Consider the following 25,171-nt stretch of genomic DNA (forward strand, 5'->3'; position numbering starts at 1 on the left):
CTATGAACTACACCGGAGCATAATGACCGAGGAAATGAAGCGTGCAGTTTTAACTGCAATTGTACCAAGCGGAGCATTTAATAACTGGAATGAAGAAACTATTAACCTGTATCTTGAAGAGTTCAGGAATAAAGGAGCAGAAATTCCGAAGAATATTGACAAAGACCTTATTAAGGAGCATATACTAAACTGGGTGGAATGGTTTGATGATGACCTGACCCTGTTTAAGAGATACAACAAACTGTTTGAATCAACCAGAGTAAAAGTTATCAGTTTGTCTGAATTGGGAGAAGCGGGTGAAAAGATCTTACGGGCCACGGGCAAAAAGTTTGTGCCGGTTCCCTACGACCCTGTATCTGCCGGAACATGGGAAGAGCCTGCATTAGTATACGCCGAGGAGTTAAAAGAGCACTATGAGTTTTGGTTTGCCATAAAAGGGAACAAGGAAGTTTCGCACGCAATTGAGGGAAATGAACTAAGCAACGAAATCCGGACTCAATTAATCGAACAGGTTAAATTGAAGAATCTTGATTTTAAGCATCTTGACAAAATTGTGGTAAAGTATTTCAGCAGTTCAAGAATCATTAACATCGTAAAGATTGATAAAAATGAGGAGCGTATTTCCTTTGCCACAGATATTCCCGCGGTTTCCAATCCCGAAATTGAAAACAGTAAAAAAACGCGCGCTGAAGAAAGAATATACTATGTTCAGGATAAAATTATTGATCATCTCGGTCTGAAAGAAGAGCGAAATGAATTAAAATCCGACTGGAGCAGGGGTGTGCTGGTTAATCAGGAAACCGTTAAAAACATCACAAAACTGGCAACTGATGAGGTTTTAATTATCCCTCACAAACATGAAAGAAGCTTCGAAGAAATTGACGGGCTGAGTGAAAAAAACATAAACATCGGAAGCAGTTTAACGCTAAACGCAGTCAAAAGAGCAGCTAAACAATATTTTGATAAAGAGGGGACCTTCAGGAATTTCTTTAATGAGTATTCACATTTTGACCTGTCTGAGGGGAGAATTGAACAGGAAGTTTCCGCAATTGAGGATATTCAGCTCTCAGCAAAAGGATTTTATATCTGCCTGCTTGATGAAGAGGGACATATAGAGGTTAACAGAATTGATGTGAATTCTACTCTGGCTGTTCTGAAAGTTACAACCGCAAAAGGGGGCAAAAGAGTAGAAGCAGTAACCAGACAACTGAACGCGATATTTTCAAAACAAATTTCCTGATTTAGTAGAGACGATGCATGCATCGTCTCTACAAATCATAATATATATTACCCGCGTTTGGGGCGGTAAAAATGGGATGACTGTCCGAAAAATACTTCGGCCGCTTCCATCACCGTTTCGGACAATGTCGGATGCGGATGGATCGTCAGTTTCATATCTTCAACATTTGCACCCATTTCAATAGCCAGCGTACCTTCGGCAATCAGTTCGCCCGCACCCGGTCCGCAGATGCCAACACCAATCACACGCTGATCTTCCGAACGGACAATCAGTTTTGTAACACCGTCAAATCTGTCTAATGTGGTCGCACGTCCTGATGCCGCCCAGGGGAATTTTGCAACTTCATGCTTAATGCCCAGTTCACGCGCCTGAGTTTCAGTTAATCCAGCCCATGCAATTTCAGGATCGGTAAACACTACGGCCGGGATAGCAAGGGGAGCGAACTCAGCTTTGTGTCCGTTAATCACTTCAACCGCAACACGCGCTTCGTGTGATGCTTTGTGGGCCAGCATCGGCTCACCGGCTATATCACCGATAGCGAATATATTAGGATCGGCTGTGCGGCACTGTTTGTCAATTTCAATCCAGCCGCGTGGTGTTACCTTTACTTTGGTGTTTTCAAGGCCAAGTCCGGCGGTAACCGGTTTTCTTCCTATTGAAACAAGTACGTGGCTATATACGGTTTCTGTTTCGGTTCCATCCTGCGCCTGAATTTTAACAGCCAGACCGTTCTCAACTTCGCGGATACCAAGCACCTTGCTGTTGAGCATAATTTTTTCAAACTTCTTATCAAGCATCTTTGCAAGATGCGCAACCAGATCACGGTCAGCGCCGGGGAGAAGTCCGCCGGTCATTTCAACCACAGAAACCTTTGCGCCAAGCGCCTGATAGACGGAACCAAGTTCAAGCCCTATATATCCTCCGCCGACAACCAGAAGTGACTCCGGAATCTCTGGTAAATCAAGCGCTGAGGTTGAGTTCAACAAACGCTTGCTGTTAATCTCAAATGCCGGTATAGTAGCAATAACCGAACCTGTCGCAATGATGCAATTATCAAACTGCACTTCTTCAGTTCCCCCTTCTGCTTTTGCCACAGAAAGAGTATTGGAGCCGATGAACTGCGCGCGCCCCTGTATATAATTAATTTTTCTCTGCTTTGAAAGCACGCCGAGCCCTCCGGTCATTTTTCCGACCACGCTGGATTTCCAGTTCCGCAGCTTCTCAAGATTGATAACCGGCGGCTGAAACTCAACTCCCCAGTGTGCTGATTCTTTTGATTCATTAATCAGCTTTGCCACATGCAGCAGCGCTTTGGAGGGGATGCATCCCCGGTAGAGACACACTCCGCCCGGATTCTTTTCCATATCAATAAGCGTGACCTGCATTCCCAGGTCAGCAGCGTAAAATGCGGCAGCGTATCCGCCCGGACCCGCGCCAATAACCGTTAACTGTGCTTTTGTCATATATATCTTTTGCTTTGTAAATTAATCATTCTCTCTGAGTATATATAGATGTTCCTGTTACCCGATAATGCTGAAGCCGGTATATTTCTGCAGCGGCTTTGGTATCACAACGGTGCCTTCGGGAGTCTGGCAGTTTTCCAGCAGCGAAACCATCAGGCGGCTGGTGGCAAGCCCGGATCCGTTCAGCGTGTGTATATATTCCAGCTTCTTGTTTTCTTCCCTGCGGTATTTAATATTCGCTCTGCGCGCCTGGAATGCTTCAAAGTTTGAGCAGGAAGAGGCCTCAAGCCATTTCTGCTCGGCGGGTGACCATACTTCTATGTCATAACACTTGGCAGCGGAGAAACTCAGGTCTCCGGTGCAGAGCATCAGAATCCGGTAGGGGACTCTCAGCGCCTGCAGGATATCTTCGGCATCTTTTACCAGTTTTTCAAGCTCGTCATATGATGTATCGGGATGGGCAAACTTCACCATTTCAACTTTGTTGAACTGATGCACGCGAAGGAAGCCCTTGGAGTCTTTTCCATACGAACCCGCTTCACGGCGGAAGCAGGCTGAGTATCCTGCATACTTAACTGGTAAATCTTTTTCCGCAAGAACTTCATCTCTATATATATTGGTAATCGGTACTTCGGCGGTGGGGATAGGGTAGAGCCCGTCCTTTTCGATGAAGTACATATCCTCTTCCATCTTTGGAATCTGGCCGGTGCCTTTCATGGAGTCGCGGTTCACAAGGAACGGAGGGAAAATCTCTTCGTACCCGTGATCGTTAATGTGCATATCCAGGAAGAAGTTAATAAGCGCGCGTTCAAGCGTTGCCCCTTTTCCCTTATAAACCGGGAAACCGGAGCCGGTGACTTTCGCGCCCCGTTCAAAATCAAGGATATTCAGTTTTTTGCCAAGCTGAATATGGTCAAGCGGAGTGAATTCGTTTTCAAACTTGAATCCCTCCGGCAGCCATCTTCTCACCTCCACATTTTCCTCAGCCGACATACCAACCGGAACCGACTCATGCGGCAGGTTAGGTATATATGCCAGGATGTTGTTGATCGCTTCTTCGATTTCGGCTACACGTTTGTCCTTGGCGGTAATCTCATCGGAGACCCCTTTCATTTCAGCCAGCAGGGCGGAGGTGTCTTCACCGGCCTTTTTCATCTGGGGGATTTTAGCCGAGGCCTGATTCTTTTTGGCTTTCAGTTCCTCCACGGCAAAGATGAGGGAGCGGCGTTCTTCGTCCAGGGTGAGGATTTCACCGATGCGGTCCTTTTCCTTCTTTGCGGCAAGGCCTTTTCTTACAAAATCGGGGTTTTCACGTATGAGTTTAATATCGAGCATTGGGTCTTTAAGTAAAATTGCAAAAATGAAGCCCAAATTTAACGATGAAGTATGAATTATGGATTATGAAGTATGAATTTTGGGGTATTTATAGCTTTTTGCGGCTTTACAGCTACGGAGTTGGCTTCTGGAATTTCGGTCTGTAGCCCTTTGCGTATTATCATCTTTACGCAAACCCTTCCGGGGACACTGCTCTTAAAATTCAGCGTAAATCTGCGGAATCTGCGGGAAACCCTTTGCGCGGGGTGTTGGGGCTTTCAGGAGGGGAGCGTTCATGCGTCAGAAAAAACAACCATTAAATTTCGTTTTTCACCTTCTCTTTCATAATTTTCCCATCATTTTTTCCGGGCTCAATTATGACCAGACCTGAAGCGCAGCTGCTTCTAAAACAGCGTTTTGGAATACCCTCTTTTTACGACCGTCAGTGGGAAGCTGTCAGCCGTGTCCTTAAAGGTGAACGTGTCCTTCTGATCGAAAAAACCGGCTTCGGCAAATCACTCTGTTTTCAGTTTCCAGCAACGGTTTTTAGCGGAACCACAGTGATATTTTCCCCGCTTATTGCCCTGATGCGTGATCAGGTGAAAAAACTCTCTTCACTGGGCATTTCCGCGAGGTGTATCAACAGCGAACAGACAGAGGAAGAAAATACCGATATTATCCGGGAGGCAAAAGAAGGGAAAATTAAAATCCTTTACATAGCTCCGGAGCGTCAGGAAAACAGCGAGTGGATTGAAGCCGCGGTCAATATGAATCTTTCCATGGTGGTGGTTGATGAAGCACATTGTATATCCGTATGGGGACATGATTTCCGCCCCGCTTTCCGGCGTATTATCAATCTGGTTAAACTGCTGCCCCCGGGGCTTCCGGTTCTTGCGGTGACTGCTACTGCAACAAAGCGGGTTGAAAAAGATATCGCCGAACAGATCGGCGGTAACCTGACTATCCTGCGCGGTAATCTCCTCCGGGATAACTTTAAACTGTTCGTTGTGCCTGTTTCATCCGATGACGAAAAAATGATCTGGCTCGGCAAGAATATCGAAAAAATGCCCGGCACGGGAATTATATATACGGGTACCCGCACCGATACCGATCTTTATACCAAATGGCTTGAGCGCTGCGGAGTTTCAGTAAGAGGATATAATGCAGGACTTGATGCAGAGTCCCGCGTGGAAATTGAAAACGGGCTGATGTCAAACCGGTGGAAGTGCATTGTTTCCACTAACGCGCTCGGCATGGGTATAGACAAGCCGGATATACGGTTTATCATTCACACCCAGATGCCGCAGTCTCCGGTGCATTACTATCAGGAAATAGGAAGAGCCGGACGGGATGGTGAAACCTCATATATAATGCTCTTCCACGGCCCGGATGACCGCCGGCTGCCCGAATCATTTATAGAAAACGCCCGCCCGTCTGTTCAGAAGTACCAGAAAGTCATTCATGCACTTGAACAGGAAATGCTTACCGAAACGGATATCCTCCGCAAAGTGAATCTGAAACTCAATCAGATACGGGTGATTAAAGCTGACCTGATTGATCAGGGAATTATCCGTGAAGTGCAGTTCGGCAAGCAGAAAATGTATGAGTTGACTGGAAAATCAACCAAAATAGACACCACGTCCTTTGATGAACTCCGTAAAACCAAAATGCAGGATCTTGACCAGATGACCGCATATATACAAACCGGGGAAAGCCGCATGAAATTCCTGTGTGACTATCTGGGGGACAGCTATGATCACAACTACACTAATTGCGACAACACCGGAGAAAGGAAAGTACGTGTGCAGGTTACTCCTGAGTGGACTGAAAAACTTGCTGATTTCAAACTGAATTGCTTTCCGGTAATTGAAATCGAATTAAAAACCTCTAATCTGGTAAGCGGAGTTGCTGCTTCATTTTACGGCTTTTCTCAGGTTGGTAGTGTTCTCCACCGCTGCAAATATGAGCAGGGGGGAGAGTTCCCTGATTTTCTTGTGGAGATGTTCACCCGTGCGGTTAAGCAGCAGTTTGCCGGTACCCGTTTTGATCTTATTCTTTATGTTCCCCCGTCTAATCATGGTGATCTGGTGAAATCTTTTGCTGTGAGGGCTGGTTCAGCACTCCGGATTCCTGTTTATCATGAACTGGTTAAAACCCGCGTCACACAGCAGCAGAAAATCTTTGAAAGCGCAAAACTGAAGTCTGAAAATGTAAAAGATGCCTTTACTCTCATAGCGCCCGGACTGGTAAAAGGAAAGAAAATCCTGCTGATAGATGATATATACGACAGCGGCGCTACCGTAAAGGAGATCGGAAAAATGCTTACCCTGCAGGGGGCTGAACTTATTGCCCCGGCGGTTATTGCCAAAACGGTCGGGGGAGATACCCTCTAATTCACTATATTGCTCCCAATAATTTTTAATACCTGAACCGATGAAAGAAGCTCCTTACTGGATAGCCATTGCACACCTCCCCAGGTGGGGTTATCTTAAAACAAACTCGCTGATCGTGCAATTCCATCATGAAAAAAAGATCGGGATTGAGGAGTTCTTTGCGCTCTCCCCGGAGGAATGGCGCGCTGATTTTGGTCTGGATGAAAAACAAATCCTCGATCTCCGACAGGCAAAGGAGGAGCTTCCCGCTAATGCATTTCTTGCCGAAGCGTTTTTCAGCCAGGGTTATGAAATCATACCCATCACTTCGCCGGAATACTCAAAAACACTGAAGGCCAATCTTAAACTCAACCATGCACCGGCGGTGTTATATATAAAGGGAAATAAACAGATCTTCAGTGAAAAGTCCATTGCTGTTGTTGGCTCCCGTGATGCATCAGAAAAGGCACTGCAGTTTACTGATAACATCGCAAAAATTGCCGCCAAAGAATTCAGGGTAGTGGTCAGCGGATTTGCAAAAGGAGTGGATAAACAGGCGCTTGACTCATCAATCCTTCACAAGGGACAAAGCATTATCGTTCTGCCACAGGGCATTATGACCTTTGCATCCGGATTTAAGCAGTACTATAAACAGATTATTGACGGTGATGTGCTGGTTGTGAGCACGTTCTTTCCCAAGGCCCCATGGCGTTCTGAACTGGCTATGGCACGCAATCCTATTATATACGGTTTTGCGGAGGAGATATATGTTGCTGAGTCGGCTGCCAAAGGGGGAACCTGGTCAGGAGTTACAGACGGATTACGCAAAGGCAGAGTTGTCTACGTCCGCCAGCCCGAAGCCGGTGAAACAAACGCCAACCATCTCCTTATCGAAAAAGGAGCAATACCTGTTTCCTTTGACGGTGTGCCCATGAAACCTCTTCCCCAAAAAGATACCGGTCCGGTTCAGGAGAAGATGTTTTAGAAAATATCCCTTCCGCCCCTTAATTCTTTGCTTGTTCCCCTTTACATCTTAACCCTTTTACGCGGAATCACCCCGTAACAGAGAATTACTCTGCGGACTTTGCGCGAACCTTTGCTTACTTTGCGTTAAATCTTTCCCCTGCTCTGAATTTTCCCGGATACTGACATTTCAGCCATTGTGACAGGTTATAACAGGTCACGACCTGTCATTACTTGTTCAACAGATTCCGCAGCGCCCCGTCTATTTCCGGATAACGGAATTTATATCCTGCATTCAATATTGCTTTCGGTATCACTTTCTGGCTGGCAAGGGCCACGGCTGCTCCTTCGCCAAGTATAACCCGCAGGACAAATCCCGGTACGGGAAACAGCGAAGGCCTTCTCATTACCCTGCCAAGTGCAGAGGCAAACTCCTTCATCCGCAGCGGCTGAGGAGCGGCACCGTTATATGGACCGCGCATTCCGGGATGATCAATTGCGTATATAAACATTGCGGCAATATCCTCAGCGTGAATCCACGGGAACCACTGCCTGCCTGTGCCAAGCGGTCCCCCCACAAAAAGCTGAAACGGCAGCAGCAGTTTTTTCAGGGCTCCGTCTTCGGTGGAAAGCACTACACCAGTTCTTATCTGTACTGACCGCACTCCGGCCTCCTCTGACCGGGCAGCTTCCTTCTCCCATTGAACACATACATCTGCAAGAAAACTATCAGCCGGCTTCACATCTTCGGTCAGTTCCCTCTCACCCGGATCACCGTAATAACCCACCGCTGAGGAGCAGACAAACACTTCCGGTTTTTTCTTCAGATTTTTCATGGCTTCAACCAGCGCGCGGGTAGAGCCGATGCGGCTGTCATAAATTTCCTGTTTGTAAGCCTCATTCCACTTTTTACCGGCAACATTAGCTCCGGCAAGATGAATAACTGCATCCATCCCTTCCAGATCGGCTGTGTAGTCGGCATCATTACCCCGCCACTTCAGATAGCCCGCCGCGCCTGGAATCTTCTTTTTAGCTGATTCCGGATTCCGCGAAAAAAGATACACCTGATCCCCGCGCTGGCTGAACATCGTAAAAAGGATATTCCCGATGAGACCGGTTCCGCCTGTTATAACTATCTTTTTCATTTTCTTTTATCCGTTTTCCTGACAATACTTTAATTTGCACACTTAACTTAAATCATACTCCGGTAATTTGGAAAAAACTTCTCGCCTTGCTTTCATAGACCTTCACCGCGGACTGGTGCTTCTGCTGATGATTGAGGTCCATGTGTTTAACGCGTTCCTGCTGCAGTCCTACCGTCCATCCGGATGGTTCATGATTCTGAACTTCATCAACGGACTGGTTGCGCCGTCTTTCCTGTTTATTTCCGGCTTTGCATTTATCCTTGCAAGCCAAAAAAAGATAAAAGAGTTCCGCACCTTCGGATGGCAGTTTTACCGGCAGGTCGGGCGAATACTGCTTATCCTGCTGGCCGGCTACAGTCTTCATCTGCCGTATTTCAACCTGAGCAAGACGCTGCAAAAATCAACCCCGGAGCAGTGGCGTCATTTGTTTGCCATAGACGTTCTGCAGTGTATTGCCGTTTCTCTGCTTCTGCTCTTTTTGCTCCGGCTGGTGATAACCAATGACCGAGTATTTAAGTATATAACGGCATTCTTCACCCTGGCATTTATCCTTCCCGCGCCTCAGATCTGGGTGACGGATTTCAGCGGCATGCTTCATCCCGCGCTTGCCGCGTATATGAACAAAATGGGGGGTTCGTTGTTTCCTCTCTTCCCCTGGTCAGGGTTTCTTTTTCTCGGAGCGTTTCTTTCCATCATCTTCAGTGAATTCAGGCAGAAAGGCGAAGAGGCAAAATACTTCGGCGCGATGTTATATACCGGAATTATTTTTGTGCTTGCCGGTTCGCTGCTGTATATAGAAGAGTCTCCCCTGCATATGGCAATGATGAAGCCGGAGATCACCTTCTTCTTTCTGCGGGCAGGATATATATTCCTGATTTTCTACGCGTGCTGGCTTTTTGCTAAACAGGGGGAGAGGCCGGCTGTCAGGATTCTTTCCGGATTCGGAAAAGAATCACTGCTGGTTTACTGGCTGCATCTGCAGGTTATCTACCGGAAGATTGGCGGGGAGAGTCTGAACGGCAGTTTTAAATATACTCTGAACGTCATGGAATCCATAGCCGCAACCATACTTCTTGCGGCACTCATGTGGGGTGCTGCTTACGGCTGGTCTGCACTCAAGCAGAACTATCCAAAGGCGTTTCAGTACGGAACCCCGGCTGCAGTCGCGGCTCTAATCATTTTTTATATATCAACGTAACATAACCACGTACAATTATCATGAACAATACCGTTTTAATCACCGGCGGAGCAATGGGCATAGGCCTGGCAACCGCTAAACGATTTCTCAAAAAAGGGGATACTGTTATCCTGTGGGATATCAACAGTACCGCACTCGAAAAAGCCGCCTCTGAACTTGCTCCCCTTGGCAAAATCTACTCATTTTCCTGTGATGTTACAAAAAAGGATGAAGTCTATGAAACCGCACGCAAAACCCTGGAAGCCGCGGGCCGTGTGGATATTCTGGTGAATAACGCCGGATGGGTAATCGGCGGAGATTTCCTTGAACGGAGCGATGAGGAGTGGGAGAAAACCATTGCAATTAATTTTACATCGCTGATATATACAACGCGCGCTTTTCTGCCAGGTATGTATGAGCGCAACCGCGGTCATGTGGTTAATATCTCATCAGCTTCAAGTACGCTAGGTGTTGCCGGACTTGCGGTGTATGCCGGTACCAAATGGGCGGTGCACGGCTTTACCGAATCCCTCCGTTTTGAAGCTTACAATGCAGGCAAGACCGGTGTTAAGTTTTCGACCGTTCACCCGAGCTATATTGCAACCGGACTTTTTGAAGGAGCCGAACTCGGTTTCCCCGCTAAATATATAGCGCCACTGATTAAAAGCCACGATGTTATAGCAAAAGCGATTGTTGAAGATGCTGTGGGCAAAGGAAGGTATTCCCCCAAGCGTCCCATAACCGTGCATCTGAATCCCCGCCTGCGGGCACTGCTGCCGGATTCATGGTTTCAGCGGCTGATTATTCTGCTGGGCATTCATAACAGCATGAAATCATGGAAAGGAAGAAACAGGAACTGATTCCGCGCGTAAAAATCTGCTGTATCTCTTCACCAGAGGAAGCAGCACTTGCAGTTAAATACGGAGCTTCAGCTCTGGGTCTGGTGTCGGAAATGCCGAGCGGTCCGGGAGTAATCAGTCTGGAGCTTATCGCAGAGATTGCCGGCGGGGTTCCTCCGGGGGTTTCAACATTCCTGCTTTCCAGCAAAACCAGTACTGAGGAAATCCTTGCCCAGCAACAAATCTGCCGATGCAGCACAATTCAGTTAACTGATTATACAGCAGCGGAAGTGCATCACGAATTGCGGCGCGCTTTGCCAGGGATAAAAATCGTACAGGTGATTCATGTAACAGGGGAGGAGTCCATATATACTGCGCAAAAATATGCGGAGACCGCTGATGCCCTGCTGCTTGACTCAGGCAATACCAATCTTGCGGTAAAGGAGCTCGGCGGCACAGGCAGAACGCATGACTGGTCACTCAGCCGCCGCATCAGGGAGACGGTTTCCAAACCCTTATTTTTAGCCGGCGGACTCCGCCCGGAAAACGTACGCCAGGCCATTACCACAGTTTCCCCTTACGGATTAGACCTCTGCAGCGGGGTCAGAACAAACGGCTCACTTGATGAGGAAAAGTTAGCACAGTTTATAGCTGCTGTTTAAGCTGCTTTAATCTATATATATTCTCCAAGACTCATTCTCCCCAACACCTAGCGCTAAGACAGCTAAGACGCAAAGAGATTTCCCGCAGATCACGCAGATTAACGCAGAGTTTTAAACCAGCGCCCCAATTGTCCGCCGGAAAATCTCGTGCAAAGCTATAAGGCCGCCAGGAGCTTTCCGATCCGTTTAAATCAGCGCTGCTTGCATCCGTAAAATCTGCGTGCGTTTGCAGAGCCGAACCCCGCGCTTAGCCGCAAAGAGATTTCCCGCAGATCACGCAGATTAACGCAGAGTTTTAAACCAGCGTCCAAATTGTCCACAGGAAAATCTCGTGCAAAGCTATAAGGCCGCCAGGAGCTTTCCGATCCGCGCTAATCAGCGCTGCTTGCATCCGTAAAATCCGCGTGCGTTTGCAGAGCCAAACCCCGCGCTTTGACGCCAAGCCGCAAAGGGCTCCCTCCTGTGCATTGTAAATTATTCATTGTACATTGCTCCTCCCCATTACTAATTACTAACTGCTAATTACTAATTATTTAAGAATGATCATCTTTTTGACGTTTCTGTAGCTGCCGGTCTCAAGAGAATAAAGATATATACCTCCGCCGACACTCTGACCAGCGGAATTTCTCCCGTTCCAGACGAGTGTGTGGTGCCCGGGTTTCAGAATTCCTTTATGCAATGTAACCACGAGCTCACCAAGCAGGTTATACACTTTAACAGAAACAACCGTTTCTTCCGGAATGCCAAACTTAATGGTGGTTTCAGGATTAAACGGATTCGGGTAGTTCTGCTCAAGCGAATATTCAACGGGAATATCATTGAGCATTACTTCCGTCTCGCCGATGATTCTCTCTGTTCCGTCATAATCACTCTGCCGTAGTATATATCGGACCGATCGCGCACCGGATGAAGGAAGATCACCGTCAAAAAATGAATACATAAAGGGGGTCAGGGCTGTGCCGCGGCCGGACACCATTCCAATGATTTCTTCATGATCACCCGCGATGCGCACCAGAGTAAACCGGGCATTGTTTACCTCCGATGCCACATGCCAGAAAAGTTGTACTCCGCCAGAGTCCACAACCGCACTGAACGAAGTAAGTTCAACCGGCACCAGCCCGCTTTCATCAAACGGATTTATAATCGGATGAATAGTATCATTCGGTTCAAGACAAAGCAGGGCTGTATAGTTGCTCACCAGATTATTCTCAACCGCTTTGCTTACGATGCCTGCGGTATCAGTAGGGGTGTTTGCAAACATATACTTCAGTTCTTCATTCCCGATCATTGTTGGAATGATGTTCACCTTAAGCGTTGTATCAAAATAGGGCGTATACGCCATGCTTTTCTGAAACACCTGTGAACTTCCCGTAAACCGGGCTGTTATGTTAGCTGTAATCTGGCTTGAGACTTCCATCTGTCCCATGTAGATAACAGGCTGATCGGGGTTATAAAGGAAATTATTAACCGGCTTAACTGAAATAAGCGAGTCATTAGGCCCGTCAAAAGTAAAATGTAAACTAAGACTGTCAACCATTGGTTTGGTGCCTGGCGCAAGCAGATTGTTAATAGTTGTCCAGTCAGTTATATGAGATTCAAAATGAGCTCCGTACGTTCTTGCGGCAAGCCGGTGCATCAGATAACCGCTGCCGTAAAACTCTTTATCATCTGCATAATAAGCAGGCGGAATAACCTCAACCCCGTCAAGCAGATTAACAGATTTAACAGATAACCTCTCGGTGGTAAGAGGGGTCAGAAATTCGTTTATCCACTCTTCGGTGCCGCTTCCGTTAACCAGAGAGTCAGAGTTCGAATAGACAAGCAGACGGGTTGTGGTATCACCAAGTGCCGCGTTGCGCAGCGTATAAAGCAGGTCCTTCAGCAGATAATTAACTTCAATTGCAGAAGAATTAAGCCCAAGCATCGGAATAGCCATCATTTTTCTCAGCGAAGCATCATCATTAAAAGGCCAGATACCGGTGACCACAAGCAGTCCGCCGTTGCCCATTCTTTTTGATATTACCATTGCATCACCGGTACTGTTCACTAATTCTTTTTTAACCGTTGAATCATTGAACGATAAGAAATACCCTCCATTCCGGTCATGTACCGGCGGAAAACCCCAGCTTATGTTACCATCTTCAGTTCTGAATAAAGTAACAGCATTGTTGGTATTATAAGCAACTCCCAAAGTTGGTATATAATATTTTGCGAGTTTTTCATGCCAGAGTCTGTTCCGGTCATAGTAGGTAAGAAACCTTCCTCCCGCAAGAAAAACAGAATCCAGCCGGACCCGAATTTGCTGTGCCTCATTGTCGGTTAATACATCTTCAAAACCATGATTATACGCGGCAACAGCATCCGCCCAGGTGAGATGATTCAATGCATCCGGTAAATAACTGAAATACATAATATCTGCTACCGAATCAATACCCGGATAACTCCAGATACTTTTCGCCTTAGGGTCACCATACAAAACTCTGCTGCGCGAGCTTACAAATACAGAGTCACCAAAATCACTGTTCACAAACCTGTTAAGCAGCGAGTCAACTTCATCAGGCATGTATGTAACCCAGTTTTCGGTAAGCTCTTTTATTTTTCCCGCACCGGAAACAAATAATCTGAACTGGTCATTGGCGGCAAGAGAAGATTTAATTGAGGCCTTAAGTCTGGGAATTATCAAATAAGAATGTTTCGAAAAATCACCGCTCAGATCAATTCCTATAGCTGTCTTTACTGGCAGCCGTGGAAAACTGTCCACCCCCATCACTTGCCAGGGGATAAACCCAAACTGAAAAAAGTTGCCTTTATCCGGCAGATTGTTGTTATCAAAAAATGCGCCGTTGCTAAAAGAAGTACCGTACTTAATCCGGAACGAACTAAGAGCTTTTACATTTTGCACCGTGTAGCGCTGATATATATAACCCATCGTGTCAGCGAGCGGATTAAATACCGCCTCTGGAATTTCAGGTATGCCGGGCGTACCCCACTGAGGCAGACGCTGTCTGAAAAGAAGGTCTGCGGGAAGCGTAGCTCCTCCGGAAGCAGTCAGATATTTAAGCGGCAGTTCGGCGAAGGCATTTGCAGAGTCCCACCGGGTCGGGATGATGATATTCATCTTAATTTTTCGGGTATGGCCTGAGATAAGCGGATAAATTTTTAATTCATACTGATTACCACGCTTGGTCAGAAAGGCCGGGTCACGCTTCATGGCAACAATACTGTCATAAATTCCGCGGGCAGTCCAGGTGTCCAGTATTATTCCCTTCATAACATCGCTGCCCACCCAAAGCCAGAGGTCATTAACGACCGCTCCTTCAGGAAGCTCAAATCTGTGGATAATTTCAACACTATTTATACCAGGGAAGACTCCGTTATCAGTGTATTCGAGGTATAATGACTGTTCGGTGTAGGCGCCATGAGGTTCAGCAACAATGACAAGGTTTTTTATGTATCCTGGTTTTTGCTGGGTGGTATTAGGCACACGGGTGACGAGAGTGTTATCTGCATGAAGGTGTAGCGAAGTAAGCAAAAAAACACTAATAACAATGAGCACAATTCGCGTGGTCATAGTATTAACTTTCTAATAGGTCCCTGAAGCAGAGCAACTAAAAAATCTGCTTTACAAATTTAAGAATAAAAATTAAAAAAACAGGAGTCCTCAGCATCTCGCGCAAAGAGGCAAAACCGCAAAGAGGTTTCGCAAAGAATTTTCCGATCCGTGAAAATCAGCGCTCCTTGCATCCGTAGAATCCGGGTGCCGTTACAGAACCGAACCTCACGCAAAGCCGCAAAGGGCTCCCTCGTGTACATTGTAAATTATTCATTGTACATTGCTCCCCATTACTAATTACTAACTGCTAATTACTAATTATTTAAGAATGATCATCTTCCTGCTCTGTGTATATACACCGGCAGCAGAAGTTACGGTGATCCGGTACAGATATGTTCCGCTGGCAAGCCCGCTGCCGTTAAAGCTAATCTGATAACTGCCTGCCTCCTGAATTTCATTCACCAGTGCGGCAACTTCTTCTCCGGTTGTATTATAGATTTTTAGCTGAACTATTCCTGATGAAGGCAGGGTATAGCTGATCATAGTCACAGGATTAAACGGATTAGGGAAGTTCTGTTTAAGCTCAAATGATGCTGGCGCACCGGCGGACACATACAGTTCTCCCGAATAACTGAAACTGCCGTCCGAGTCAACCTGTTTGAGGCGGTAGATATAGCCCTGATTGGCTCTGCTGTTATTGTCCCTGTATATATACTGCTTTGGTGAATTGCTGTTGCCGTGACCAGGTACAAAATCAATATTCTCCCAATTGCGGTTTTGTAGAGACGGTGCATGCATTGTTTCTACAGCAGACGCGCGTTCAATTTCAAAGCCGTAGTTGTTCACTTCTGTTGCAGTCGCCCAGCGCAGTTCCACCCCGCCCGAAACCCGCTTTGCGGAAAATGAGGTTAGCTCAACGGGGAGGGGGTTATCAGTGTCGGTAAATTTTGCAATTCTGTTTGCTGTGTTGCCGCCCGCAGATGTGAATGCCCCTCCAACATACATTTCTCCCGCCGTAGTATTTAAAGCAAGCGCAAAAACAGATGAACCAGTACCCGTTCCAACTGTTGACCAGGTTCCACCTGAAAATTTTTTCATTGTTGTATTAGTACCCGCGTATATATCATTTCCTGAGACTTTTATTGCGTAAACAACATCATCGGGTCCGGTTCCTAAGGATGACCAGGATGAACCATTCCACTTTGATATATAACCTGAAAAACTCCCGCCGGCATAAATGTCACTGCCTGATATTTCAATGGCATTTACCGTTCCCCCAAGACCCGAACCCAAAGCAGACCAAGAGGTGCCGTTCCACCTTGCAACATAATCCGCATTAATCCCGCCAGCCTGAGTAAAATTTCCACCAGCATAGATAATTCCTTCTGATGCTGCAATAGTATTAACCTCTTCATTTGTACCGGTTCCAAGTGCAGACCAAGCTGATCCATTCCATTTGGCAATACGGCTTGCTGAGTTTCCTCCTGCCGTAGAAAAAGTTCCACCTGCATACAAATCACCTCCATCCACCACCAGGGCATTTACTTCTCCATTAACTCCGCTTCCAATAGCGGACCACGCTTCTCCGTTCCATTGTGCTATGTTCGCAATAATACTATTACCCCCCGCCTCACTAAATATTCCTCCGGCAATGATTTTACCGTCATAGTAAGCAAGTGCATTCACCGTATTATTAACGCCAACTCCAAGAGAGGAAAATACGGAACCGTTCCATTTTACAATATTATTAACAGTACTTCCTCCCGCACTTTGAAATTTACCTCCAATATAAACATCGCTGCCAATAACAAGTACGGCGTTTACTCTAATACCAGAGCCGCCTGATACACCATTATAATCACCTTGCACCAATGCACTCCACGTTATCGCTTCAGTTTCATTTGGTGTGTTTGCGTATTTAATGCGGGGATTTTCAGAAGTGTTTGTAACTGCGGGTACAGTATTATCCTGACTGCCGGCTTTTTGTGGAAAGAGGGTAACGGCAGAAAAAATTACAGCGAACAGAACCGGCAACATGAATTTCATGTTTCCTCCAATTTGGTTGATGTTGGAAATTTATTTACCGGAAGGAGTCAGAGTTTCCCGCTGGGCCCCATCTATCAGAGCAACCTCAGCACAGCCGTGTGCGAAAAAAATTTGGTTGACGACCAATCCGGTCCCCGCAAAAATAGATAGTTCGCCGCAAAAGGACAAATAAAATTTATAAAAATTGAGACGTTTAATAATAGCGGCATTAGTAAAAAAGCTCTCGCAAAGCCGCAAATAAACCAGGAAAAATTTAACGCAAAGGAGGTAAAGTCAGACGCAAAGCCCCGCAGAGTTTTAGATCGCCATTTACTCATTTCTGATTACTAACTCCTAATTACAAATAACTAATTATATTATTTTGCTAATTTGTTATTATTAATCTGACTAAAATTGGCTGAATATGCTTGAAATAGAACGCCAGCTTCATACTATTGCCAGCAGGTATCTTGGTTCCCGGCGGGTTCTGGTACTTCTCGGTCCGCGGGGAGCGGGGAAGTCTCACCTTCTCCGGCTTTGGGCAGATGAACGGGAGTATGAGGCGCTATTCCTTAACGGTGAAGACCTTCGTGTGCAGGAACTGCTTGACCCGGCAAACTCCGGCCGGTTCATGACCATGCTTGGCAGCAGCCGTTTCTTTATCCTTGATGAAGCCCGCAAGATTCCCGATATAACCGAAACGGTGCTGCGCCTGCTGGATGATGCCGAGGCAGTTAAGATTATCCTTGCCGCTTCCTCTTCCGATGCGTTTGGTGATGACCCCGATGATCCGCTCCGCGGACAAAAATATACCTTCCACCTTTTTCCCCTGGCTGAAAAAGAACTTCCTCCCGGTGATCAGAGCGCTCCTCTTATGGAACGGCTTATCTACGGCTGTTACCCCGCGCTCTTTTCCCTGACAGGCCCAAAAGAGAAAGAGGACTATCTCCGCTCCGTGGTGAATGACTGCATATATAAAGATATTCCCGCTGCCGAAGGGATACGCGTATCAGAAAAAATCGGGCGGCTGATGCTGCTTCTGGCTGAACGTGCCGGAAATGAACTGAGTATGAATGAACTGGGGAAGGAGCTTTCCATCAGCAAAAACACCGCTGAAAAGTATCTTGAGGTGCTCAGCCGTCTCTTTATTATCCATCCGGTTGCGCCTTATGCCGAAGCGGGGAAACGGCACCTTGCCGGGCAGCGGCGCTGGTACTTTCTTGATAACGGGCTCCGCAATTCCCTGCTGAATAATTTTTCTGCTGCCGATAAACGGGATGATATATATATCCTCTGGGAAAACTACCTTATTTCTCAGCGTCTCAAGCAGCAGAGAAATCAGCGCCGTGCAGTTACAAATTATTTCCTGCGCACTTATGACGGACTAAGCATTCCCTGGCTGGAAGACTCCGGCGGAAAGCTGACCGGATATAAATTCACTCTTCGCTCCGCAAAAAAGAAATCTCCCGCGGCATGGCACAAAGCCCTGCCTCAGGCATCGTTCCGTGTGATTACGCCGTCAAACTACAAAGAGTGGCTCGTGGAATAATTAGGAATTAGTAATGAGTAATTAGTAATGAAAGGTGAGTTTAATCTGCGATATACATATTAATGTATAATTTACAATGAACACTTTACAATGGGGAGCACTTTTAGTGCTTTATCTAATTCTGCAAATGTTTTCCTTATGTAACATACAGCCGGGTTACAGCGGATGTACAAACCCCCGATTTTTATACCTATCGGGAGTCTGCCCATCGTAAATAATTGCGCAACTCTCCGGCAAGAAACAGAGGAAGATTCAGCAGCCGGAAACTTTTACCTGCCGGCGTGGTTACTTTTGTATCTGAAAATTCTCCTGAATAAAATCTGACCGCCAGATCATGCGGAGCCTCCTCCATAAACTGATGCAGCGAACGCAGCTTGCCGGACGGACCGGATTTCACTTCAACCGGAATTAGTCTGCCTTCATCAGGAAATATATAATCTACCTCAGCCTGCGATGATTTTTTCTCCCTGGTCCAGAATCCCAGTGTGCTTAATGCGCTTCTTTCGGGAGCAATCATTTCCTGGCCTGTCATGTGTTCAACCGCTTTTCCTCCATATATATGATGTAAATCCGGTGAAAAGAGTATATCCTTCTGTATTCCCAGAAAATAATTCATAAGCCCGGTATCCAAAAGCTGCAGTTTAGGTTTTTTTCTGAGATTTGGCATCAGCGGAAGTGAGGCAGCCGGGTTCGGATATATCAATGAAATAAAAAATGCCTTCTCCAGAGTTCTAAGTGCCTCGCCAATCTCCCGTGAATTGTATGATGAATTGCCAAATCCTTCAAACGTGATTCTGCTTCCTGCCACAGCAAAAGATGATCGTATAACATGACGCAAAATCTCCGTTTTTGAAGGCGAGTGTGCATATTTTTCAACATCATCAATGTAGGAAATAATCAGACTGTCATAAACCGGTTTAAGCTTTACCAAATCTCTTTCTGCTGCGTAAGAGGCAACTATTTCGGGCATTCCACCTATCAGCAGATAAATGGTATATAAATTATTCAATTTTGGGATTACATAATCACGGATAGGAATCTCTTTAAGCTCCTCAAGAGCTGATGTTTCCCCAAGCGCTCCCAGAAATTCCGCAAATGAAACAGGACGAAGCACCATATACTCAACTCTTCCGACCGGAAAGCTTACATTCTTAGTAAAGAGACTTTCCAGCATTGAGCCTGCTGCAATGATGTGAATATCAGGAGCATTCTCATAGAAATACCGGAGCATTCTAAGCGCTTCGGGTACCTGCTGAATTTCGTCAATAAAGATGAGAGTTCGCCTGGTTCTGTCATATTGCTGATTTTTAACAAAGAACATTCCTTTTATCAAATCCTCAATGGTCTTGAAGGTTGAAAACAGTTCTTTGTCCCGTACTGACTCCAGATTAAAGTAGAGGTACGTTTCATAATTACGGGAGAATTGTTTGACAACCGTTGTTTTGCCAACCTGCCGGGCTCCGCGAATTACAAGTGGCTTTCTATCCGGTTTTTTAGACCATGCCTTAAGGTCAGACAGAATAGCTCTTTCAAACATTAGAAATCCTTTAAATATGGTCCAAAGTTACAAATAATCTGCACAAAGTCAGGGCATTTTTGCCTCAAGCTTGCACAAAGTCAGGGCATTTTTGGTAAAAATTTGCACAAAGGAAGGGCAATTTTGGTTTTAACCTGCACAAAGGAAGGGCAATTTGGGGTAAGTTCTGCACAAAGTAAGGGCATTTGCCTGAGAGGGGGCCGAAATTGAGGATTTTTTGGGGTTTTTATAAACCGGCAGAAACCCGGGTTAAGGGGGTCTCTGCCTTAAAGAGAAACTATATCAGAGGGAACTTCTCTGCAGGTCTAAGTCCTGTACGATCCTCTGATGGTGAATTCATTGTGAATCAAACCTACATTGTAAATAGTACATTGTTCATTGTACATTGATATATATCCCCCATTACTAATTACTAACTCCTCATTACTAATTGTTTTTTTTATCTTCCGCTTTCGGTTTTACCGTGCCAGCGGCCGATTCCTGTTGCAAGGTTATAGACATTCTCAAAGCCCATCTGCTTCATGAATTTGGTTGCCTGTCCGCTTCTGCTTCCGCTCTGGCAGTAAACATAGTAGGTCTTTGATTTGTCCAGCTTTTCAATTTTTTCCTTAAAGCTGCGGTCATAAATATCAATCAGTTTTGAGCCGGGTATCCGGATTGCCTGATACTCTTCTTTGGTGCGGACGTCAATCAGAACGCCGTTTTTATCGCTGTTTAATTTTTCTTCGAATGATTTAGAATCCAGATTATTAGAGGAACCTCCTCCGAATAAAGAACCGAACATGTATCTCCTGTTATTAATGAATTTTCAGTCTCGTATGATGCAGTCGGCTGATTGTGGATTCATTCTTTCTCTGCCGGGACTTTCGGCTATTTGAGCAGCATTATTTTAAGGGTCTTCGTGCTGTTTTGTGTCCTTAAAGCTGCAAAATATGTCCCCGAGGGAAGGTTTTCCGCATTAAACCGGATGTTCGTTGTACCCGCCTCCGCCTCTCCTCTGAAGAGAACCTTTACCTGCTCGCCGGCAAGATTATAAACCGAAAGAGTAACAAAGCTTTTCTGACCGAGAGTAATCCCCACGGTGGTTTCCGGGTTAAAAGGATTCGGGTACGCTGACAGAGTAAATAGCCCCGGTGCGGTAATATCTTCCTCTGCTGAAGAGGGGGCCGGAGGGAAAAAATATTCCAGAAGAAAATCTATATTCGCGCGCCAGAGTCCCCAGCTGTGCCCCTCCGGCAGTTCACTCCAGATCAGTTCATTCCCCTTTGCGGTCATCTGATCACGGAAGTTCCGCATATTGGTAAAGAGGGACTCATACGTGCCCCATACCGCCGCAAACTTCACCGGCTTAAAAGGAGCGTTGATAAAAAGATTATATACTTCATAGCTGTTGGGCCAGAACGCACCGGAGTGAAGTCCGCAGAGGCCAAACACTTCCGGGTAGTGGAATGATATATATCCGGAGATATTGCCGCCGAAGGAGTCCCCCGCGGTCATGCGTTTGTTTGCCTGCGCCTGAGTGCGGTACTGGGCATCTATATAGGGGACAAGCTGCTGTGCAAAGAACTCTGCATACTGCGCCCGTTTGCTGCCTGCGTATTCATCGTTCCGGTTATTGGGCCTTACAAAAACCCCGACCAGCGGTTCTATTTTTCCCGCGGCAGTAAGGTTATCCATCACATGTACCGCTGAGGCAAGATCTATATATTCAAATCCGTCATGGAAATAAGCTGCCTGATAGCGTTTCTGCGGGTTATCTCCGTATCCCGGCGGCAGGTAGATCTTTATCTGGAACGTGCCGGCGCCGTTTGAAGCCGTTAACTGTGTTGTGAGCACTGTTCCGTGCGGGATGGCGCTGTTATAGATAATCTCCGGCGGCTGTATATATCCCGGCATGGCAAGCTCCGAGTTCGGCCCGAACCCGCCGGTCACGGTTCTTGGATTATGCGGATCAAGTATCCATGATGACCCGTTACGGACATATTTGTAATCAAGCCGTGCATTATTTTCAAATGCTTTTTTGTAGTAGTAAAGCGTGGAACTGCTCACCCGGGTCATGGTATAACCTGGTGACCACCCGTTAAAATCACCCGCTATCTGTATGGTGTTTGCCGTTCCCCGGTAGATAAAAACCGCGGTATCATTTTCAATGTAGGGTAACTGGCCGCTGTTGGCAGTCATAAAGGAATCAATTGATGCATCGCGCACGGATGAGGGGGCTATATTAAGATAGGTAATCCATTTGCTGAACTGCTGCTGCGCTGAAATCTGGCTGGCGGCAAGCAAAACAAAAAGTAATAGTTTTTGTTTCAAGTAATTTCTCTGTAAATGATATACAAACTTAACCACTTTTCCCTTCCGGTTTCAGATGGTACTCAGAATTCCCCCGGTAAGGCAAAAGTTCGCGCTAAGCCGCAAAGAATTTCCCGCAGATTTCGCAGATTAACGCAGAGAAATATTTCACATAAAACAAACCGTATTCTTCAGCCCCCTCTTTTTCCGAACAGATTATTACTTTTGCACATACATCATAACTCACAAAACAGAAAATAACACAAGATCCGCCAATGACGGAAAGAGAGGGGGTTTGGGGGTGAGTCATGTAATCCACGTCCCGCGCAAAAAACTTTCCCACAGATTTCGCAGATGACCGCAGACAGTTTCCGATCCGTGAAAATCAGCGCTGCGAAGCATCCGTAAAATCCGCGTGCGATTGCTGGGTCGAACCTCAAGCAAAACCACAAATAGCTTTCCCGCAGATTTCGCAGATGAGCACGGAAATCCGCAATTCATACTTCATACCTCATAATTCATACTTCCTTTGTGCGGTTGCAGTACCAAAATTCTCTCTATGCGGTAAAATTACAAATCTCTTATCTCCAAAAAATAATTCATAATTCAACCTTCATACTTCTTAATTCAGGAAGTATCTTTAGGGAAATGAAATTAAAGAATTTTTGAAATCCATACTCATCATCCGGTTCAGCTCTCTCGGTGATATCCTCCTCACCACACCGCTGCTGAGGGTGCTTAGGAAAAAGTACCCGGATGCTCAGGCAGACTATGTCGTAAAGCCGGAATACGCCTCCCTGATCTCGGGTTCTCCTTATATAAACCGGGTTATCCGTTTCAGTAAAGAGACAGCCAGTGATCTGAAGCAGCAGATTGCCGCCGCCGGATATGATATGATAATTGACCTGCAGAACAACCCGAGAAGCAGAAGACTAACCTCAGGACTTTCAGCGCCCGTTCACCGGTTTAAAAAACATAGTCTTAAAAAATGGCTTCTGGTAAACTTTAAATTAAACCGGCTTGACGGACTGCCCCCCATTCCTGAACGGTATATCTTCTCAGTACCCGGACTTGAGCCGGATGAACAGGGTCTGGAATTCCGGTTCACCCCCGTTGATGTCCCGCTCGAAAGAGGTAAGAAATATATCGCCGTTGCACCCGGCTCCAGGCATTTCACAAAAATGTGGGGGGAGAACCGCTTTATTGAGCTAAATAGAGCGTTGGTGCGTGACGGTTTTACGCCTGTTTTGCTTGGCGGTAAGGACGATTTCCCTCTATGCTGCAGAATAGCCAATGCAGTTCCTGAGTCGGTGAATCTCTCCGGCGATCACCCCATTGAGTATGCAGCCACTGCTCTTACTTATTGCCGGGCTGCGGTGTGCAATGATTCCGGTCTGATGCATCTTTCCTGTTCGGTGCAAGTTCCGGTTTTAGTATTTTTCGGTAGTACAGTCCGTCACTTCGGATTTATCCCTTATAAAAACAAATCGGTTATCATGGAAAACAACACGCTTGCATGCAGGCCCTGCTCTCATATTGGACGCGCCTCCTGTCCCAAAGGGCATTTTCTGTGTATGACTGAGTTGAAGCCCTCCGACGCGCTCGCTCACCTGAAACATCTCGCAGAGGCATAATGCAGGCAGTTTACCGGATTATCTATAATCTTCTCATTCCCGTTATCTATCTTCTTTTTAACGCGGCAGCGCTGTTCAATAAAAAGATCAGAAAAGGGCAGAAGGGGAGAAAACGTTTGTTTGAAGAACTGATTCTTAATTCCGCACGGCTGGATAAAACCCGCCCCCTGCTCTGGTTCCACTCCGCGTCACTCGGGGAGTTTGAACAGGCAAAACCAATCATCGAAGAACTGCGGAAACAGAATATCTATAATATCCTGGTGACCTTCTTTTCTCCTTCCGGATATGACAACTCCAGGAAATATAAATTCGCCGATCTGATTTCATATATACCGTTCGACACCGCCTCATCTGCTGAGCGCTTTATTACCATGACTCGTCCCGCGCTGGCGGTTATTATGCGCTATGACTTCTGGCCGAATCATATCTGGGAACTCTCCCGCCGGAATATCCCTATTCTGATTGCTGATGCAACCATGAAGGACGGAAGCAAGCGGGGGATGCCGGGGCTCAGGTCATTTCATGCCGCTCTGTTCAGAAATTTCACAAGAATTCTTACGGTTTCAGAGCGGGACCGTGAGAACTTCCGCCGCTTCGGATGCACGGATAAGCAGCTTGCCCTCGGCGGTGATACCCGCTTCGACCGCGTATATATGCGTTCCCTCGGAGCAAAAGAGCAGAATATCCTCCGCCCCGAAATCACCGCGGGGAAAAAAGTAATCGTCCTTGGCAGTTCATGGGAGGAAGATGAAGAAGTAATGATACCCGCTCTCCTTAAATTGCTCAAATATCATCATGATCTTTTTATTATTATTGCACCTCACGAGCCCGCAATAGAGCACCTCGAAAAGCTTGAAGCTGATTTCACCGGACACACCACCATCCGGTTCAGCCGTCAGAACAGTTATGCCGGTGAACGTATTCTGCTTATTGACGGCATCGGACTTCTGCTCACGCTTTACAGTTACGCTGATATCACGTTTGTCGGCGGGAGCTTTAAGAGCAATGTTCACAACGTTCTTGAAGCCGCGGTTTACAGCGTGCCGGTGCTTTACGGTCCGAAGATATATAACTCCCAGGAAGCCGGGCGCCTTGCCTCTTCCGGCGGAGGCATCATCATCCGCACAAAGAAGGATGCATATATACAACTGAGCCGCCTCCTTAATAACGACGCGGCAAGAAAGGAAAGAGGCCGGGCAGCGGGTGAGTTTGTGCAGTCAAATCTCGGGGCAACGAGCAATATTATTTCTGCCATCGGGGAAATACTTAATAAGAATTATGAAGTATGAAGTATGAATTATGAATTGTGAATGATTTAAGAGTTTGCGGCTTTTAACTAAAATACTGCGGCAAATAAACACAATCAACTGGCTTATAAACAGAATAACCTGCCTTTTTCCCCAATC

Annotated in this window: 17 protein-coding genes; 9 read left to right on the plus strand and 8 right to left on the minus strand. The window is 46.3% G+C overall.

The window, feature by feature from the left end; genetic code table 11:
- Positions 1-22: 22 nt before the first annotated feature.
- Complete coding sequence (locus HRU80_02060) at positions 23-1,240, plus strand: hypothetical protein (GenBank protein ID QOJ27713.1); 1,218 nt, start codon at positions 23-25, stop codon at positions 1,238-1,240.
- A gap of 47 nt (positions 1,241-1,287) precedes the next feature.
- Here HRU80_02060 and lpdA read toward each other — a convergent pair whose 3' ends face one another.
- Both lpdA and serS read right to left on the minus strand, forming a co-directional pair.
- Positions 1,288-2,703 carry a dihydrolipoyl dehydrogenase gene (gene lpdA / locus HRU80_02065; GenBank protein ID QOJ27714.1) on the minus strand — a complete coding sequence of 472 codons (1,416 nt, stop codon included), beginning with the start codon at positions 2,701-2,703 and terminating at the stop codon, positions 1,288-1,290.
- A 57-nt stretch (positions 2,704-2,760) separates the two neighbouring features.
- Positions 2,761-4,038, minus strand: coding sequence for a serine--tRNA ligase (gene serS, locus HRU80_02070; GenBank protein QOJ27715.1), 1,278 nt, complete (start codon positions 4,036-4,038; stop codon positions 2,761-2,763).
- Between the two features lie 356 nt (positions 4,039-4,394).
- Here serS and HRU80_02075 point away from each other — a divergent pair, with 356 nt between their 5' ends.
- On the plus strand, positions 4,395-6,410 hold the full coding sequence (locus HRU80_02075) for a RecQ family ATP-dependent DNA helicase (protein ID QOJ27716.1): 2,016 nt from the start codon (positions 4,395-4,397) through the stop codon (positions 6,408-6,410).
- Between the two features lie 40 nt (positions 6,411-6,450).
- Positions 6,451-7,374, plus strand: coding sequence for a DNA-processing protein DprA (locus HRU80_02080; protein QOJ27717.1), 924 nt, complete (start codon positions 6,451-6,453; stop codon positions 7,372-7,374).
- Positions 7,375-7,582: 208 nt separating this feature from the next.
- On the opposite strand, the gene HRU80_02085 is transcribed toward HRU80_02080, so the two are convergent.
- Positions 7,583-8,497 (minus strand): TIGR01777 family protein, encoded by a 915-nt coding sequence (locus tag HRU80_02085; protein ID QOJ27718.1) that lies wholly within the window; start codon positions 8,495-8,497, stop codon positions 7,583-7,585.
- 67 nt (positions 8,498-8,564) lie between these two features.
- Between HRU80_02085 and HRU80_02090 the strand changes: the two genes are divergently transcribed.
- Genes HRU80_02090 through HRU80_02100 form a run of 3 tightly spaced genes read left to right on the plus strand, consistent with a single transcriptional unit; the run spans position 8,565 to position 11,175 of the window.
- Positions 8,565-9,695 (plus strand): DUF1624 domain-containing protein, encoded by a 1,131-nt coding sequence (locus HRU80_02090; protein ID QOJ27719.1) that lies wholly within the window; start codon positions 8,565-8,567, stop codon positions 9,693-9,695.
- 20 nt (positions 9,696-9,715) lie between these two features.
- Positions 9,716-10,534, plus strand: coding sequence for an SDR family NAD(P)-dependent oxidoreductase (locus tag HRU80_02095; GenBank protein QOJ27720.1), 819 nt, complete (start codon positions 9,716-9,718; stop codon positions 10,532-10,534).
- A complete protein-coding gene (locus tag HRU80_02100) occupies positions 10,510-11,175 on the plus strand; it encodes a phosphoribosylanthranilate isomerase (protein QOJ27721.1) in 666 nt (221 codons plus the stop codon). The genes HRU80_02095 and HRU80_02100 overlap by 25 nt, the downstream gene beginning before the upstream one ends.
- Positions 11,176-11,704: 529 nt before the next feature.
- Here HRU80_02100 and HRU80_02105 read toward each other — a convergent pair.
- Together HRU80_02105 and HRU80_02110 are read right to left on the minus strand one after the other, a co-directional pair.
- Complete coding sequence (locus tag HRU80_02105) at positions 11,705-14,746, minus strand: T9SS type A sorting domain-containing protein (GenBank protein QOJ27722.1); 3,042 nt, start codon at positions 14,744-14,746, stop codon at positions 11,705-11,707.
- Positions 14,747-15,046: 300 nt separating this feature from the next.
- Positions 15,047-16,774 (minus strand): T9SS type A sorting domain-containing protein, encoded by a 1,728-nt coding sequence (locus HRU80_02110; protein ID QOJ27723.1) that lies wholly within the window; start codon positions 16,772-16,774, stop codon positions 15,047-15,049.
- Positions 16,775-17,177: 403 nt separating this feature from the next.
- Here HRU80_02110 and HRU80_02115 point away from each other — a divergent pair, with 403 nt between their 5' ends.
- A complete protein-coding gene (locus HRU80_02115) occupies positions 17,178-18,302 on the plus strand; it encodes an ATP-binding protein (protein ID QOJ27724.1) in 1,125 nt (374 codons plus the stop codon).
- A gap of 190 nt (positions 18,303-18,492) precedes the next feature.
- Here the strand turns inward: HRU80_02115 and HRU80_02120 are convergent, their stop codons facing one another.
- The 3 genes from HRU80_02120 to HRU80_02130 all read right to left on the minus strand — a co-directional run bounded on the left by HRU80_02120 (position 18,493) and on the right by HRU80_02130 (position 22,152).
- A complete protein-coding gene (locus HRU80_02120) occupies positions 18,493-19,839 on the minus strand; it encodes an ATP-binding protein (GenBank protein QOJ27725.1) in 1,347 nt (448 codons plus the stop codon).
- Positions 19,840-20,278: 439 nt separating this feature from the next.
- Positions 20,279-20,623, minus strand: coding sequence for a rhodanese-like domain-containing protein (locus tag HRU80_02125; GenBank protein ID QOJ27726.1), 345 nt, complete (start codon positions 20,621-20,623; stop codon positions 20,279-20,281).
- An 86-nt stretch (positions 20,624-20,709) separates the two neighbouring features.
- A complete protein-coding gene (locus tag HRU80_02130; GenBank protein QOJ27727.1) occupies positions 20,710-22,152 on the minus strand; it encodes a T9SS type A sorting domain-containing protein in 1,443 nt (480 codons plus the stop codon).
- A gap of 644 nt (positions 22,153-22,796) precedes the next feature.
- Between HRU80_02130 and HRU80_02135 the strand changes: the two genes are divergently transcribed.
- A complete protein-coding gene (locus tag HRU80_02135) occupies positions 22,797-23,765 on the plus strand; it encodes a glycosyltransferase family 9 protein (protein ID QOJ27728.1) in 969 nt (322 codons plus the stop codon).
- On the plus strand, positions 23,765-25,054 hold the full coding sequence (locus HRU80_02140) for a 3-deoxy-D-manno-octulosonic acid transferase (GenBank protein ID QOJ27729.1): 1,290 nt from the start codon (positions 23,765-23,767) through the stop codon (positions 25,052-25,054). The genes HRU80_02135 and HRU80_02140 overlap by 1 nt, the downstream gene beginning before the upstream one ends.
- Positions 25,055-25,171: the final 117 nt, after the last annotated feature.

It is taken from the genome of Ignavibacteriales bacterium (assembly GCA_015709675.1).
GTDB lineage: Bacteria > Bacteroidota > Ignavibacteria > Ignavibacteriales > Ignavibacteriaceae > H2-BAC3.

Coding starts and splice junctions, on each gene's coding strand:
- HRU80_02060 (QOJ27713.1), top strand. CDS start 23: ATGACCGAGGAAATGAAGCGTGCAGTTTTAACTGCAATTGTACCAAGC.
- lpdA (QOJ27714.1), bottom strand. CDS start 2,703: ATGACAAAAGCACAGTTAACGGTTATTGGCGCGGGTCCGGGCGGATAC.
- serS (QOJ27715.1), bottom strand. CDS start 4,038: ATGCTCGATATTAAACTCATACGTGAAAACCCCGATTTTGTAAGAAAA.
- HRU80_02075 (QOJ27716.1), top strand. CDS start 4,395: ATGACCAGACCTGAAGCGCAGCTGCTTCTAAAACAGCGTTTTGGAATA.
- HRU80_02080 (QOJ27717.1), top strand. CDS start 6,451: ATGAAAGAAGCTCCTTACTGGATAGCCATTGCACACCTCCCCAGGTGG.
- HRU80_02085 (QOJ27718.1), bottom strand. CDS start 8,497: ATGAAAAAGATAGTTATAACAGGCGGAACCGGTCTCATCGGGAATATC.
- HRU80_02095 (QOJ27720.1), top strand. CDS start 9,716: ATGAACAATACCGTTTTAATCACCGGCGGAGCAATGGGCATAGGCCTG.
- HRU80_02100 (QOJ27721.1), top strand. CDS start 10,510: ATGGAAAGGAAGAAACAGGAACTGATTCCGCGCGTAAAAATCTGCTGT.
- HRU80_02105 (QOJ27722.1), bottom strand. CDS start 14,746: ATGACCACGCGAATTGTGCTCATTGTTATTAGTGTTTTTTTGCTTACT.
- HRU80_02110 (QOJ27723.1), bottom strand. CDS start 16,774: ATGAAATTCATGTTGCCGGTTCTGTTCGCTGTAATTTTTTCTGCCGTT.
- HRU80_02115 (QOJ27724.1), top strand. CDS start 17,178: ATGCTTGAAATAGAACGCCAGCTTCATACTATTGCCAGCAGGTATCTT.
- HRU80_02120 (QOJ27725.1), bottom strand. CDS start 19,839: ATGTTTGAAAGAGCTATTCTGTCTGACCTTAAGGCATGGTCTAAAAAA.
- HRU80_02125 (QOJ27726.1), bottom strand. CDS start 20,623: ATGTTCGGTTCTTTATTCGGAGGAGGTTCCTCTAATAATCTGGATTCT.
- HRU80_02140 (QOJ27729.1), top strand. CDS start 23,765: ATGCAGGCAGTTTACCGGATTATCTATAATCTTCTCATTCCCGTTATC.